Below are 14,556 nucleotides of genomic sequence, written 5' to 3'. Positions count from 1 at the left end.
GTCGCCGTATCCACCGGACCCGCCACCAACGGATTGCTCACGCGATCTCAGTCCGCGTCGGGGGTGAGATCCGCGCCCTCGTCGACCGCAGGCTCACGGCCACCGGCGAGGGCAGCCTCGGAACGCGGGCCGTACTCGACCTCGTCCTCGATCGACGGCGCGATCGCCCCGGCAAGACCCCGCCCGCGACGACGCTTGTCGGCACCCGCACGACCGGATGCCGCCCCGCCGACCCGTCCGCCGGCGGCGGCCTGAGCCCCGGTCCGACCCGCCGACTCGGAACCGGCAGCACCTGTGCCGCGCCCCGAGGACGCGCCGCGCGCGTCGCCGGTCCCACGGCTGACACCGTCGCCCTCGACGAGAGCTCCCTTGGCAGCCGGCAGGCGGCGCGCGCCGCGTCCACGCCCGCCCGCGCGCGATCCCGTCCGCTCGGAGGCCGCACCCGCGCCGGCACGACCGCCGCCGCCCAGAAGACCTCCCGAGCCGGCCCGGGGACCGGTCGTCGCACCGCGCCCGGCTGCCGTACCCGCGTTCGCCCCGGGCGTGCCCGTCAGGCCTCCGGCAGCGACCCCCTTGCCGGCCGCACCGCCGAGCGCGCCGAACGATCCCAGCGCGGCCTTCGACCCGACGCCCAGAACGGCGGCCGCGCCCACGCCCGCGGCGAGGGTGCTCGAGCCGCCCAGCAAACCACCGGATCCACCCGGCATGCCGCCGAGGGAGGCTCCGCCGGAACCCACGAGACCCGACGATCCGTGATCGGTCGGGCCCTGCGGCCACGGCCCCGGATCGGTCGGGATGATCGTGCTCCCCGGCGGCGGGACCGTCCCCGGCGGCACCACGCTGACCCCGGGCCGCTGCCCTGTCTCCTGGATCGGGTCCACATCGAAGTCGGGGTAGCTCGAGAAGCCGCCGTCGTGCGAGCCGCGCGCAGACGGGCGGCTGCCGCCCTCGGGCCCGGTGCCGCCCCCCGGCGTCGAGGCGTCGCTCGAGGAGTCGGCGACATTCGAATCGACGGAGATCTCCGTCGGCAGGTCGATCGCCCCGAGATCCGCGCTCACGTCCTGCACCGCCTTGCGCGCGGCGGCCTCGCGCATCGCCGCCTTCGCCGCGTCGCCGTTGTTCATCGCCGCCGCACCCGCGATGAGCGAGAACGGTCCGAGGAAGATCGTCGATCCGGCAGCCGCGGCGCCGATGAGCGCCCTCTCACCCCAGCTGAGCTCGCCCGACGGCAACGCCGATTGCGCGGACTGCGCATTGGCACGGACGACGTTCGCCTTATCGGTCGCGCGCTTCACGGCATCCGCCGTCTGGATGATCGCCGCCGCGCGCTGAGCTGCCTGGTCGAGGCTCGCGGTCGCCGCGTCGCCCGAAGCGCCGACGAGACCGGGCTCCGAGGCCGCCCGCGTGAGTGCACCGTTCAGGGCCTCGAGATTCTCGGTCAGCTCGGCGTGCGAGGGCAGCGCCCAATCGCGCCCGCCGTTCGCGAGGTTGTCCAGCCGTTTCTCCCATGGACCGCTCATGCGGAATCCCCCTTCGTGTGCTGGGCGCGCCGACGAGCGGCCACGACGACGATGACGACGATTGCCCCGATCAGCACGGCGGCGCCGATGCCGACGATCCACCCCATCGGCACGGCGTCGCTCGCCGCAGGTCCTTCGGCATCGCCATCGGCGACTGCCGTCGACGCGGACGCGGTGGGCATCGTCGCCGGGGACGCGGCCTGCGCCACCTGCGCGGCCGTCGGCTCCCCGAAGGACTTGTCCATCAACGGGTTCTCGTCCGGGTACTGCGTGGGGTCGACCGCGAGCATGTGACGCAGCGACGCGGGCCCGTAGCCGTAGCCACCCGTCGTGTCACGCTCAAGCGGATGATCCTCTGTGCCGGTGTTGTGGATGAGCGACTGGATCAGTTGGTTCGCCGTGGCGTCCGGATACTTCTGCTTCGCAACGGCGAGGATCCCGGCGACCATCGGCGTCGCGAACGACGACCCGGCACCGTACTGTTCTCGATCCCACGTGCTGAGGGCGACGTCCACGCCAGGGGCGACGACGGTGACCTCAGGCTGGACGTTCGGGACACCGAGCTCCGTGCTCACCAGGAGGTCGCCGTTCGTGTCGAACGCGTTGACAGACACCACGCCGTTCATCGCAGCCGGCAGAGCTCCCTGACCCTCGTAATTGGGGGTTCCCGCGACGAAGATGACGCCGCTCGCGAGAGCCCGTGCGACCGACTGGATGTCCTCGTCGGAGGCATCGGAGCTCACTTTGGACATCGTGACGATGTCTGCTCCCGCTGCGACAGCGTCATCCAGTGCGACGGCCCACGCGCTGCGGTCGTCGTGCAGTCGACAAATAGTGGCGTCCCCACCGACGGCGTAGAAAGTGACATCGGCGGCGGGAGCCATCCCCCTGATCGCGCCGTAGCCCTCGCCGTTGCCGACCAGGATCGCGGTGACTGTCGAGCCGTGGACGGAATCGTCGTTCACCTCGGTACTGGTCGCGGGATTGTTGCAGAGCGCGGGCGCCACGGTCAGCGACGCGTCGGTGAACGCCGGCAGCTGGTCATTGAGCTGGGCGTCGATCACCGCGATCTTCACGCCGGCGCCGTTCCAGCCTTCGGCCTGCACCTCGGCGACCCCGTACTTCTCGTACCACCAGTTGCGGTCGACGGCTGCCGCGGACGCCGCCGTCGGCGCGGCGATAGCGGCCACGACCGCCGCAGCCGCGATCAGCCGCAGCGCGCGTCGGCGAGGACTGCAGCTCACAGAGCGTCTCCGCCCGCCGCCTGCTTGCCCTGAGCAGCGTTCGTCGCCGCAGCCGCGGACTCGGCCGTGGATGCCGTCTGCTGCGCGGCCTCGTTCGCGAGGAAGGTCTGGCTCGCCTGCACGTCCTGGTGCGTCGTGTCCGCGGCGGTCTGATCGATCACCGCGGTCGTCGACGACAGCGCCGCCACCGATGTGTTGTCGGCCTCCTGCAGATCGCGGGCCGCCTGCCGCAGGGCATCGGCGTTCTGCTTCACCACCGCGCGCACCGCGTCGGTGTGCTGTCCGATCATCGTCGCGGCGTCCTTCAGCCGCTGCAGGAACTCGTTCGACGCGGGCTCAGCGCCGTCGCCGTGGACGAGGGCGATCACGTCGCCGGCGGGCACGAGATCACCACCCTCGGTCAGACGGGCGTGGTGGTTCTCGGCGATGTCCTCTTCGATCGCGATGCGGTATGCGGGCATGATCGTTCTCCAGGGTGGGCAGCGACGCGGGCGGGGTGAGCCGGGACGGCGGATGACCCGGTGCTACGGATGACAGTGGGCCGGCCGGCGGGACACCCCCGCGCGCCGGCCCACGATCGGGTCGATTGTCAGGCGAAGCGGCCGGCGGAAGCCTTGTCGCGGTCGACGTACCCGTTCGAGAGCTCGACGGTCGTCGTGGCGATCTTCGCGAGCAGCGTGTTCAGGTCGTTCAGCTGCTTCGTCCACTTCAGCTGTGCCTGGTCGTACGCCTCCTGCGCGGCGCCGTCCCACGACGCCCGCAGCGTGTTCACCTTGGCGTCCAGGTCGTCCAGCTTCTGCTGGATGCCCTTCGCACCGTTCGAGATCTGCTCGGCCAGGGCGACCACCTGGGCGGGAGTGATAGAAGTCGTTGCATCCATGATGTGTATTCCTCGTCTCTGCCGGTCAGGAGTTCATCATCGAGCCGAGGCCCGTGATCGTGGACACCGTCGACTCCTCCAGGGCGCTCTTGTCGGCCTGCGTGCCGCGCAGCGCATCCTCGAGGTCGATGAGGACCTTGTTGAGCTTCGTGGTCTCGTCGTCCCAGCGCCGCATCAGCGAGTCGAACGCGGTTCCCGCGGGCCCCGTCCAAAACTGGCGCGCCTGCTCGAGCTCGCCCCGCACGAACGAGATGCGCCCGTCGATACCGGCCTTCGCTTCGTTCACGGCATCTGCGCCCTTGAGCAGCGCCCCCTCGAGTGCGCCGATCTTCTGAGTCGTCACAACATCCTCCAACGTGTCCAGAGACGTGGTCTCGGGACGCGGCATCCGCCGCTCCCCGACGTCCCACGCTAAACGAGGAGAATCCCCAGATCAACCCGAAGGGCGCCCCCCTTGACAGATGAGAAATCTCTCATCCGAGGTCGGAGTTCAGCGCGGAGATCGCCGCCACCGCAGAATCCTCGAAAGCCGCCATGTCGGTGCCGACGCCGCGGACTTCGGTCGCGCTGCGACGCACCATGCCCTCCGCAGACGAGATCGCGTTCCCCGCGATCGTCGCCGCCACGGTCGCCGGAGCGACGAGGAACGAGCACAGCACACCGAATGCCCCGCCGCCCATATTCGTGGAGGCGGCGGCGTCGCGCGCGACCTTGATGTCGGATGCCACCTGCTCCACCCGTGCGGCGTGCGAAACGATGAGGTCGTGGTCGATCGCGATGCGCTCAGCCATCAGCGCTGCCCTCCCCGATCGCCGGAGATCTCATCGGCGTCGCTCGGCGGCACGCGGTCTACCTCCGCGCGCAGGTGCGCGACCACCGACGACTCCTCGCCGAAGGCATCCGCAGCGATCTGGAGCGCCTGCTCACCGGCCCGGCGCTGCGCGGCGTTCGCCGTCGCGACGATCAAGGCGCCAAGCTCGCGCGGCTCGAGATCGTAGGCGGCGTCGGCGATCTCGACGGCGGAGAGCCGGCCCGCGGCATCCACCGTGACCGAGAGCTCGCGGCGCGGCGCCGTCGCAGTGCCGCGGATGGCCTGGATGTCCGCCTGCATCGACTGGGCCTTCGCGGCAGTCGCCTGTGCGTCGGCGATCTGCTGCTGCACGCGGGCGATGGCGAGGTCGGCGTCGAGGTCCGCGGAGAAGAAATCGCTCACGGGCCGTAGCGTAGCAAGGGCAACCGGGGACGCCCATGGCTACACTGAAACGGTCCCGCGAGGACGCCGGCCGACCGACGAGCCACGAGGGGAATGCGCACCGTGAGCCAGACCGTCAGCGCCTCCCGCGCTTTGGTACGCGTGTCCGTGCAGTCCGAGGGCAGGCGCCTCGACATCGGGATCCCCGGGCAGCTCCCCCTCGTCGAGCTCATGCCGGGTTTCGCGCGCAGCCTCGGCGTGCTCGACGCGACGATGACGCACGCGGGTTACACGCTCGAGCGCGCGGACGGCACGGCGCTCGACACCTCGCGCGGCGCGATCGAACAGGGTGTGCGCGAAGGCGACCTGCTGACCCTCTCGCGCGGCGGCCTGCTCGCGCAGCCGCGCGTCTACGACGACATCGTCGAAGCCGTGCTGGATGCCACGGCGGAGCAGCACCGCCCGTGGACCCCGCAGGACAACGCCCGCACCGCACTCGCCGCGAGCCTCACCCTGCTCGGCATCTGCGCCGTGCTCCTCGTCGCCGCCGGCCCCTCGCTCGGCGTCGGCGCGTTCGTCGCGGGCGGCGGCGCGATCGTCCTCCTCGCCGTCGCCGCCGCAGTCGGACGGCTCGGCCAGGCCGAGGCGGGCCAGGGCCTCGCGCTCGCGGCCGCCGTCTTCGGCGGGGTCGCGGGCTACCTCGCCGTGCCCGCCGGTTCCGCGCTCTGGGGGTGGCCACTGGCCGCCGCCGGTCTCGGCGCCGCGATCGTGGGTGCCGCGGCGCTCGCCCTCACTCCGAAGCGACCCGAGTACCAGCTGATCCCGATCGCGGTGGGTGGGGCCGTCGGCGTCATGGCCCTGTTCGCCGCGCTCTTCCCCGGCGCCGCCGTCGCCTCCTACGCGCTGGGGATCGCCATCGTCGTGACCGTCGGCAACGGGCTTCCGTGGCTCGCGATGAGCTCCACTCGGATCCGCGTGATCTCTCCGCAGAGCGACGCCGACGTGTTCGCCGCGCCCGTCCCGATCGACGCCGACGATGTTCGTGCCCGCGCGGCCGCGGGTCACCGCATCCTTCTCTCCGTGCGCATCGCGACCGGCATCACCGCCCTCGCGGCGACGCCCCTCGTGGCGGGAGCGAATGCGGCCGGTGCCGCCCTGTGCGCGCTCGCCTTCGTCGGGATGATGTTCCCGTCGCGGCAGAGCTTCGCGCGCAGCAACGTCCTCGCGCTTCTCTCCCTCGGCACCCTCGGGCTCGCGGCGACGGGCGTGACCGTCTCCCTCGCGCAACCCGAGCTGCGCGTGCCGCTGCTGATCGTCCTCATCGCCGTGACCGCGATCGTCGTCACCGTGACCCTGCTCGCACCGCGCGCACGGGCCCGTCTCGGTCGCCTCGCCGACACGGCGGAGGTCGTGACCATCGCCCTGCTGCTGCCGCTGGGCGTCATCGCCGCCGGCTGGGCCTGAGCTCCATGGCGACCAAGAACGACCTGATCGAGGCGCAGAGCTTCTCGCGCCGACGCCTGCTGACGGCGTTCGTCAGCGGCGCCCCCGGCGGCAAGGAGCTCGAACCCGCGACTCCTCTGCGCGCGGTCTTCACGGCGATCGCGCTCGCGGCCGCCGTGATTCTCGTCGGGGTGTTCTGGGGGATCATCAGCCCGGGACTCCCCAAGGGATGGGACAACGGACGCCTCGTGCTCGTCTCGGACACGGGTGCCCGCTACGTCACGATCGACGGCAAGCTCCACCCCGTCATCAACACGGCGAGCGCGCGCCTCCTGATTCCCTCGGACGACTTCGCCATCATCACGACCGACCAGCAGACACTCTCGGGCATCGCGCTCGCCTCTCCGCTCGGCATCGTCGGCGCACCGGACGCACTGCCGACGCCGAGCGGTCTCGTGGACGACGGGTGGACCGCCTGTGTCGCGGGTTCGGGCGTCGACGTGCGCATCGGCGCGGATGCCGCGGCCACGGCATCCACCGGCGCCGCCGTCGTGTCGTCGGAGGGGCGCCTGTACGTCGTCGCGGCGGGCCAGCGGTTCGAGGTGACCGCGAAGCAGAGCGATGCGGTTCTCCGCGCCGTCGGCCTCGGCGCCGTGGACCCCATCCCGGTGTCGGCACCGTGGTTGAACCTCTTCACGCCGGGGACGACCCTCGCGCCCCTCACGATCTCGGGTGCGGGTTCTCCGCTCGACGGCACCGACCTCACTGCGGGTCAGGTCGTGCACATCGACGGCAACGCCGCCGACGAGCTGTTCGTGGTCCGTGAGGGCCGCACGCTCTCGCCCCTCACGCCGCTCGCGTGGCAGCTCTATCAGCTCGGCAGCGGCCTCGGTGCCGACGCGGTCCTCAACGTCACTGCGGCGCAGGTCGCGGGCCTGCCCACCGGCGACCCCGTGGGGAGCGCCGACTGGCCGAAAGATGCGTTCACCCCCCTGGCCGATGACACCCGGCCGTGCGCTCTGCTCGTTCGCGACGGGGACGGGGCCCGCACGACGCTCGCCGAGCAGCCGACGGATGCCGAGGCATCCGCGGGGGTGCGTGTGGAGGCGGGCCACGGCGCCCTCGTCCGAGCCGGCGGCCGTGGCACGCAGGCGGCGTCGCTGCTCACCCTCATCGATGCCACGGGCACCGCGTACGCCCTGCCCGGCGCGACCGCCGAGACCGTCAAGCGCCTCGGGTACACGACCGGGGACATCGGCACAGCGGATCAGGCATGGATCGCGCTCCTGCGCACCGGGCCCGCGCTCACGGAGGAGGCCGCCGGGCAGACCCCCTCCGGCGGTGGCGGATGAGACGCGCGGGCGCTGCGGCGCTCGTCGTGTCCGCCCTGCTGGGCGCGGCGCTGGCGCTCGCCCCGGGCGGTGTCGCTGCCGCGACCGGGGCGACCGCCGCGCGGGAGGTGCCGTCCGCGCTCTCCTCCGAGGAATGCACCGCGTCGACGTGGATCGCCGACGCGCCATCGGCGTTCCGCGTGCTGCAGAGCGAGAACGCGTGGACCCGCTCGCGCGGATCGAAGATCGTCGTCGCGGTCGTCGACTCGGGCGTCGCGGCAACGAACCCTCACTTCACCGACGCGCTGGTCGCCGGAGCGGACCTCGTCGGCGACGGTGCCGGCGCGACCACCGACCTCGACGGGCACGGCACGGCGCTCGCCGGTCAGATCGCCGCCCGGAGCGTACCGAAGTCGGGCGTCGTCGGTCTCGCTCCGCGCGCACAGGTCATGCCCGTGCGGGTGTACGCCGGGACGTCCGAGGCGCAAGTACAGGCGGGCATCGGTCCGCGCGCGGACCGCGTCGCGCAGGGCATCCGATACGCCGCCGACCACGGTGCGCGCATCATCCTCGTCGGGATCACGACCGACGCACCGGACGCCGCGCTGACGGATGCCGTCGCGGCGGCGACCGCCCAGGGGAGCCTCGTCATCGCCAGCGCGGGCAGCCGCGCGCACGAGCTGTCCATCGACCAGAACGAGGACGACGGCGCGCGGTACCCCGCCGGAGCACCCGGTGCCCTCGGGGTCGCGGCGACCGACGCCGACGGCGTCGTGACAGCCGCCAGCATCCAGGGGCCGCACGTGAGCCTCAGTGCGCCCGGCTCCGATATCTTGACGGCCTCGGCGGCCGGCGCCGACTGTCGTTTCGCGACCGATCCGAGTCCCGCGTTCGCTGCCGCCTACGTCGCGGCGGCCGCCGCCCTCGTCGCCGCCGCCCACCCGGGCGAATCGCCCGCGCAGTGGGCGTACCGCCTCGAGGCCACGGCGGTACGCGCCGACCCCGACAGTCGTGACGATGCGAGCGGGTGGGGCCTCGTGCAGCCGTACGACGCGATGATCCTGGTGCCGGGCGCGGGTGTGCGGGGCCCGGACAGCCCGTTCCCGTCCGAGGCATCCGTCGCCCCCGTCTCTCCGTCGGCATCGCCGGCGGTCGTCGAGCACCGCGATCCGGCGAACGGCACCGCGCTCGTGCTGGGCGTGTTGGGCGGCGTCGCTGCGGCGGTGGTGTTGGGCGTCGCGGGCACGGTCGGGGTGTTCCGACGGCGGAGGGCGGAGCCGGCGGCACCGGAGACCGTGCGTGCGGGCGGGTTGTTCCGCGACGAACGCGAGGATCCGGAGCCGTCGGACGACTGACCTCAGCTCGCGGCGTCGCTGCCGGTGACGTCGCCCGTGTCGTCCATCTCGGCCGTGTCGCTCCACAGGACGGATCGGCGCTGACGATCGATCTGCGCGATCGCATCGCCGACGACCTGGCCGATGCCGCTGCCGGAGACCCAGGACCCCACGATGGCGAGCGCGGGCACATCCGCGGCGGCCGCGCGCGCACCCTCGGCGCGTTCGGCGCGACCGATCACGGATGTCGGCAGCGCCGGCGCGGCGCGCCTGACGGTCGCGGCGCGCGGTGCCGGCAGGGGGACACCCAACAGGTCTCCTGCCGCGCGCGTCGCGCGGGTGATCGCGGCATCGTCGGAGGCGGTCGAGGGGCCGTCGAGCGTGACGCGCAGCACGTGGCGACCGGGGCCGGCCGCGGCGGCGAGCCAGGGCCAGTCGGCCGTGGCGTGCACGACCGCGGCCGCCGCCGGTTCGGCAGCCCTCCCGCCGGGCGTCCGGACCGGATACACCGCTCGGCCACGCGGCGCGGCATCCAACGCGGGCGCATCGACGACGAGCGTCACGACATCGCGGGCGGGCGGCGCGGGGGGCGCCGGGATGGCGATGCCCGCCGACGCGAGGAGGGAAGCCGCCGCCGACGCCCCCGTCGCGAGCACGACCACGTCGGCGAGGCGCGGCGCGTCCGGCGCGCCCGGCACTCCCGGTGCGCCCGGCACGTCTCCTCGGTCGGTGCCGGTGAGCGCTCCGGGTTCGACGTCGAGGCGCCAGACGCCGTCGCGGCGGGTGAGCGCGGAAACCGCAGCGCTCGTGACCGCGGTGGCGTCGAGCTCGGCGAGCCTCTGCGCCAGCGCGTCGACGAGCAGGCCGAGTCCCCCGCGCAGGGTGCCGCGCGAGGGTGGCGCGGGAGCCGGCACCGCGTCAGGTCCGGAGCCGGCGGCCTGCGCGGTGACCGCGCCGGAGAGCGAACCGACGCGCGTGAGTGCCGCACTGAGACCTGGCGCGGCGGCATCGACGTCGATGTCATCGGGGTGCACGCCGTAGAGACCCCACGTCACCGGTGCGACGAGCCGGTCGACGACGCGATCGCCCATGCGCGTGCGCACGAGCCGACCCAGGCTCCGCTCGTGGCCGATCGTGAGGGGCGGGCGCAGTCGGTCCACGAACGCGCGCCAGGCGCCGCTCCACCCGATCACGCGACGCACGTCGTCGGCCCAGGGGTTCGCGGGAATCCCGAGGGTCGTGTCGGCCGGCAACGGCGCCGCGCCGACCGCACCCGGCAGCCCGGCAACCCAGGCGGAGTGGGCGGCCGCCGCCTCGACGGCATCGCTGAGCCCGAGTTCCGCGAGGAGAGCGACCACGGTGGCGTCGCGCAGCGGCAGCGTGTCGGCGACGACGTCCACCGGCAGATCGTCGAGCTCTCGCGTCTCGATCGCCCCGCCGAGCCTGTCCTGCGCTTCGAAGACGGTCACCGAGGCACCGATCCGCGCCCACTCGAGGGCGGCCACGAGTCCCGCGATGCCGCCGCCGATCACCGCGACGCGGATGCGCCGCACCCGCGCGATCGCGTCGGGCTCCGAGGTTTCGTGCGGCGTATCGACCATGGCATCCATCCTCGCATCGAGCCCCGCATCGGCCGCGCGCTCGCCCGCACCCGGCCGGTCGCCCGGGGAAGTGCGACGATGGATGCCATGGCCCTCCACATCACCGACGACGCCGCGGCCGATGCGCTGCTCACCGACAACCCGCTGGCCCTACTGATCGGCATGCTCCTCGACCAGCAGATCGCGATGGAGACGGCTTTCACCGGGCCCCTGAAGATCGAGCAGCGCACGGGATCGGTGGATGCCGCGGCCCTCGCCGCCTACGAGCCGGACGACCTGGCAGCCGTCTTCAAGGAGACGCCCGCCGTGCACCGCTTCCCCGGCTCGATGGCCGCGCGCGTCCAGGCGCTGTGCCACGCGCTCGTCGACGACTGGGGCGGAGACGCCGCGGCGCTGTGGACCCGCCCTGCAGCGGACCAGGAGGGCGCGCCCGACGGTGCGACGGTGCTGAAGCGCCTCAAGGCGCTCCCCGGCTTCGGCGAGCAGAAGGCCAAGATCTTCCTGGCGCTCCTCGGCAAGCAGTACGGCTTCACGGGCGCGGGCTGGCGCGAGGCTTCCGCGCCGTACGGCGAGGAAGGGTCCCACCGCTCGGTCGCCGACATCGTCTCGCCCGAATCGCTCACGAAGGTGCGCGAGTTCAAGCGCGCCGCGAAGGCCGCCGCCAAGGGCTGATCGCCTCGCCCGGGCCGACGCCCGAGGTGCCGCGACGGCGCGTCAGGCCCCGCGCAGCCGCTCGCCGAGGTACGCGACGAGCCCGTCGAGGGCGATGCGCTCCTGGCCCATGGTGTCGCGGTCGCGGACGGTGACGGCGGCATCCTCGAGCGAATCGAAGTCGACCGTGACGCAGAACGGCGTGCCGATCTCGTCCTGACGGCGGTAGCGCCGTCCGATCGCGCCGGCATCGTCGAAGTCGACGTTCCACCCCTGCGCGCGCAGGTCGTCGGCCACCTGACGCGCGAGCGGCGACAGGTTCTCGTTGCGCGACAGCGGCAGGACGGCGACCTTGACGGGCGCGAGGCGCGGGTCGAGCTTCAGGACCGTCCGCGTGTCGGTGCCGCCCTTCGCGTTCGGCACCTCTTCTTCTCGATAGGCGTCGACGAGGAAGGCCATCATCGAACGGGTGAGGCCGAACGACGGCTCGATGACGTAGGGCACATACGTCGTGCCGGAGGCCTGGTCGAAGTACTGCAGCTTCTGACCCGACGCCTCGATGTGCGAGTTCAGGTCGTAGTCGGTGCGGTTGGCGACGCCCATGAGCTCGCCCCACTCCTTGCCCGGGAAGCCGAAGCGGTACTCGACATCGATCGTGCCGGCCGAGTAGTGGGCGCGGTCCTCCTTGGGCACGTCGAACTGGCGCATGTTCTCGGGGTCGATGCCGAGGTCGAGGAACCAGTTCCAGCAGGCGGCCACCCAGTGCTCGAACCACTCCTGCGCCTCCGCGGGCGGCGTGAAGAACTCGATCTCCATCTGCTCGAACTCGCGTGTGCGGAAGATGAAGTTGCCCGGCGTGATCTCGTTGCGGAACGCCTTGCCGACCTGGCCGATGCCGAACGGAGGCTTCTTGCGCGATGCGGTGAGGACGTTGGCGAAGTTCACGAAGATGCCCTGCGCCGTCTCGGGGCGCAGGTAGTACAGACCCGATTCGTCGTCGACGACGCCGAGATAAGTCTTGACGAGACCCGAGAAGGCCTTCGGCTCGGTGTACTGGCCCTTCGTGCCGCAGTTCGGGCACGGGATGTCGGCCAGCCCGTTCTCCGCCTTGCGACCCTTGCGCGCCTCGAAGTCCTCGATGAGGTTGTCGGCGCGGAAGCGCTTGTGGCAGCTCAGGCACTCCACGAGCGGGTCGGTGAACGTCGCGACGTGGCCGGATGCCTCCCACACGCGCTTGGGCAGGATGATCGACGAGTCGAGACCGACCATGTCGGCGCGGCCACGTACGAAGGTCTGCCACCACTGCCGGCGGATGTTCTCCTTGAGCTCGGTGCCGAGGGGGCCGTAATCCCACGCCGAGCGCGAACCGCCGTAGATCTCACCGGCCTGGAACACGAACCCGCGGTGGCGGGCGAGGGCGATGACTTTGTCGAGGCGGGACTGCTCGGCCACGGTGGCTCCAATGGTCGCGTGCGCGAGTGCGCGGAAGAGAAGAGGGATGCCGCGCGGCAGCGGCATCCCTCGATTCTAGCCGGGCGGCGTCACGGGACGCGGTGCCCCGAGGCGCGGAACAGCTCGTACCACTCCGGGCGCGTCAGCGGGATGTCCGAGCCCCGCGCCGCGTCGGCGACGCGCTGCGGCGTGGTCGTGCCGAGGTGGCGGTGGATCCGAGCGGGACGGTTCTGACGGCTGGCATCCGTCGACTCTAATCGCCGGCGCGGGAGCGGTCGAGGCCGAGGACCCGTCGATGATCCGCAAGCCGGGCGTGACTAACGTGGTGGGGTGAGCGCGCGCCGATCGGAAGTCCAGCACGTCATCGTCCCCGGGCGGCACCACCTGCTCACCCGGTTCCAGGCGTCGTACCTGCGGGGCCTGCTCGCAGGCGATGCGCTTGACGACGCCGGCGCCGAGATCATGGCCGCCCCGGACGCCATTGTCGTGTGGGCCGTCACCAGCGCGAATCAGGCGGGCACGCGCCGGAACCCGTTCCCGGCCCATCGCCGGGAGGCGGCGATCGAGATCCTCGCCCATGTCGAGGACCTTCCGTCGCTCGTCGTGCCGGTCGTGGATGTCGCCCCGACGCCGCGCTTCGCCGAGATCACTCTGAAGGAGATCGCGTACGCCCTGACGAGCGGCATCCTGCCGGCTCCCGCGACCACGGTCGTCGCCACCTCGACGCCGCAGGTCGCCGAGATGTACCGCACGCTCGGCTACCGCATCGCGCCGATGGAGCACGCCCACCCCGACGCGCCGCGCCCGCCCTGGGAGCTGCTCGATCTGCTCGCCGCGGGCTCCGATGCCTGGCGTGCCGACGCCCATCCGGCCAGCATCGACATCATCGACCGGTACGGGCTCGCGGCCTCCGCGACGGCGATCGCGGCGGACCCCGTCATCGGCGACGACGGCGGACTCACGCAGACCCGCGACTACCGCACGTACAGCCGTTCGTTCGAGCAGGCCGCCGATCGCAAGTGGGCTCAGGCGCGCCCGTGGATCGTCCCCGGGCGGATCGCGGACCTCGGCTGCGCGACCGGTGCGATGCTCGAGCTCGCCGCGCGCGACCCGGCGCTCGCTGAGTCCGACCTGATCGGCGTCGAGGTCGCCCCTGAGCTCTACGCCGCGTGCGAGCACAAGAAGGCGGAGGGCGCCTTCGCGAACCCGAACACGTTCTTCTATCGCCGCAACATCCTCGCCGGCGGACTCTTCCCCGACCGCACCATCGCAACGACGATGAGCTTCGCTTTGACGCACGAGATCTACTCGTACGGCGACGGCATGAACGCGCTGCGCGCGTTCGCCCGGGCGATCGCGGCGCAGACGATGCCCGGCGGCGTCTGGATCAACTCCGACGTGTGCGGCCCGGACGACCCCGACCGGATCGTGCGCCTGCGCATGACGGACGGCGACGTGACGACGCCGGCGCGCACGCTGCGGGGCACGAACGACGAGATCGCGGCCGTGCTCGACGCCCTCCCCGTCGGCAGTCGCGTCGCGCAGTTCGCGCAGGACTTCACCGCGCTCAGCGGCGAGCGCTGGGACTACGAGGTCTGCGACGAGCGCACCATTCAGCTGCGGCTCGCGGATGCCATGGAGTTCCTCGAGACCGTCTCGTACACCCGCAACTGGCTCTCCGAGATGCACGAGCGCTTCTGCGCGCTGTCGTTTACGCACTGGCGCGATCTGGTCGCGTCGGTCGGGCTCGAGGTCGACGAGCGGTCGGGGCCGTGGCGCAACGACTGGCTCGTCGAGAATCGCTTCGCGCCCGCGGCATCCCTCCTGGATGAGGGGGACGCTCCGCTCGACTGGCCCGACACGCACATGCTCCTCGTCGCGCGGCGCGCCCTCGACGGCTGAGGGACC

At 72.2% G+C, this 14,556-nt stretch carries 14 protein-coding genes and 1 pseudogene; 5 read left to right on the top strand and 10 right to left on the bottom strand.

The features are described 5' to 3' along the window. Window positions 1–47: 47 nt before the first annotated feature. The 7 genes from WFI52_RS07335 to WFI52_RS07305 form a co-directional block, all read right to left on the bottom strand. Window positions 48–1,520, bottom strand: a complete 1,473-nt coding sequence (locus WFI52_RS07335) for a hypothetical protein (RefSeq protein ID WP_336626560.1) — start codon at window positions 1,518–1,520, stop codon at window positions 48–50. Beyond that, entirely contained in the window at window positions 1,517–2,764 is a 1,248-nt protein-coding gene (locus tag WFI52_RS07330; RefSeq protein ID WP_336626559.1) for a S8 family peptidase, read from the bottom strand. Before WFI52_RS07330 ends, WFI52_RS07335 begins: the two co-directional genes overlap by 4 nt. Next, window positions 2,761–3,225: a hypothetical protein gene (locus WFI52_RS07325; protein WP_336626558.1), complete on the bottom strand. Its 465-nt coding sequence runs from the start codon at window positions 3,223–3,225 to the stop codon at window positions 2,761–2,763. The genes WFI52_RS07330 and WFI52_RS07325 overlap by 4 nt, the downstream gene beginning before the upstream one ends. A gap of 128 nt (window positions 3,226–3,353) precedes the next feature. Continuing rightward, on the bottom strand, window positions 3,354–3,644 hold the full coding sequence (locus WFI52_RS07320) for a WXG100 family type VII secretion target (protein WP_336626557.1): 291 nt from the start codon (window positions 3,642–3,644) through the stop codon (window positions 3,354–3,356). A 25-nt stretch (window positions 3,645–3,669) separates the two neighbouring features. Beyond that, on the bottom strand, window positions 3,670–3,987 hold the full coding sequence (locus tag WFI52_RS07315) for a WXG100 family type VII secretion target (protein ID WP_336626556.1): 318 nt from the start codon (window positions 3,985–3,987) through the stop codon (window positions 3,670–3,672). A gap of 130 nt (window positions 3,988–4,117) precedes the next feature. Then, window positions 4,118–4,435: a hypothetical protein gene (locus tag WFI52_RS07310; RefSeq protein WP_336626555.1), complete on the bottom strand. Its 318-nt coding sequence runs from the start codon at window positions 4,433–4,435 to the stop codon at window positions 4,118–4,120. Then, the gene (locus tag WFI52_RS07305; RefSeq protein ID WP_336626554.1) at window positions 4,435–4,857 is read right to left on the bottom strand and encodes a YbaB/EbfC family nucleoid-associated protein; all 423 of its coding nucleotides are present in this window, start codon (window positions 4,855–4,857) and stop codon (window positions 4,435–4,437) included. Before WFI52_RS07305 ends, WFI52_RS07310 begins: the two co-directional genes overlap by 1 nt. A gap of 102 nt (window positions 4,858–4,959) precedes the next feature. Between WFI52_RS07305 and eccD the strand changes: the two genes are divergently transcribed. The 3 genes from eccD to WFI52_RS07290 are packed head-to-tail and all read left to right on the top strand — an operon-like array spanning window position 4,960 to window position 8,965. Further along, window positions 4,960–6,300, top strand: coding sequence for a type VII secretion integral membrane protein EccD (gene eccD / locus WFI52_RS07300; RefSeq protein ID WP_336626553.1), 1,341 nt, complete (start codon window positions 4,960–4,962; stop codon window positions 6,298–6,300). A 5-nt stretch (window positions 6,301–6,305) separates the two neighbouring features. Next, window positions 6,306–7,631 carry a type VII secretion protein EccB gene (eccB, locus tag WFI52_RS07295; protein WP_336626552.1) on the top strand — a complete coding sequence of 442 codons (1,326 nt, stop codon included), beginning with the start codon at window positions 6,306–6,308 and terminating at the stop codon, window positions 7,629–7,631. After that, the gene (locus WFI52_RS07290; RefSeq protein ID WP_336626551.1) at window positions 7,628–8,965 is read left to right on the top strand and encodes a S8 family serine peptidase; all 1,338 of its coding nucleotides are present in this window, start codon (window positions 7,628–7,630) and stop codon (window positions 8,963–8,965) included. The genes eccB and WFI52_RS07290 overlap by 4 nt, the downstream gene beginning before the upstream one ends. Window positions 8,966–8,967: 2 nt before the next feature. Here WFI52_RS07290 and WFI52_RS07285 read toward each other — a convergent pair whose 3' ends face one another. Then, window positions 8,968–10,545: a protoporphyrinogen/coproporphyrinogen oxidase gene (locus WFI52_RS07285; protein ID WP_336626550.1), complete on the bottom strand. Its 1,578-nt coding sequence runs from the start codon at window positions 10,543–10,545 to the stop codon at window positions 8,968–8,970. Window positions 10,546–10,632: 87 nt separating this feature from the next. Here WFI52_RS07285 and WFI52_RS07280 point away from each other — a divergent pair, with 87 nt between their 5' ends. Then, window positions 10,633–11,217 carry an HhH-GPD-type base excision DNA repair protein gene (locus tag WFI52_RS07280; RefSeq protein WP_336626549.1) on the top strand — a complete coding sequence of 195 codons (585 nt, stop codon included), beginning with the start codon at window positions 10,633–10,635 and terminating at the stop codon, window positions 11,215–11,217. 42 nt (window positions 11,218–11,259) lie between these two features. On the opposite strand, the gene WFI52_RS07275 is transcribed toward WFI52_RS07280, so the two are convergent. Together WFI52_RS07275 and WFI52_RS07270 are read right to left on the bottom strand one after the other, a co-directional pair. Next, window positions 11,260–12,648, bottom strand: a complete 1,389-nt coding sequence (locus tag WFI52_RS07275; RefSeq protein ID WP_336626693.1) for a glycine--tRNA ligase — start codon at window positions 12,646–12,648, stop codon at window positions 11,260–11,262. A gap of 89 nt (window positions 12,649–12,737) precedes the next feature. Further along, a pseudogene (locus WFI52_RS07270) lies at window positions 12,738–12,854 on the bottom strand (aldo/keto reductase); the annotation flags it as partial. A gap of 124 nt (window positions 12,855–12,978) precedes the next feature. Here WFI52_RS07270 and WFI52_RS07265 point away from each other — a divergent pair. Next, a complete protein-coding gene (locus tag WFI52_RS07265; protein ID WP_336626548.1) occupies window positions 12,979–14,550 on the top strand; it encodes a class I SAM-dependent methyltransferase in 1,572 nt (523 codons plus the stop codon). Window positions 14,551–14,556: the final 6 nt, after the last annotated feature.

This window comes from Microbacterium sp. MMO-20, assembly GCF_037147735.1.
GTDB lineage: Bacteria > Actinomycetota > Actinomycetes > Actinomycetales > Microbacteriaceae > Microbacterium.
Note: the sequence above shows the minus strand (reverse complement) of the source record. Positions and strands in the feature narration are given on the sequence as shown.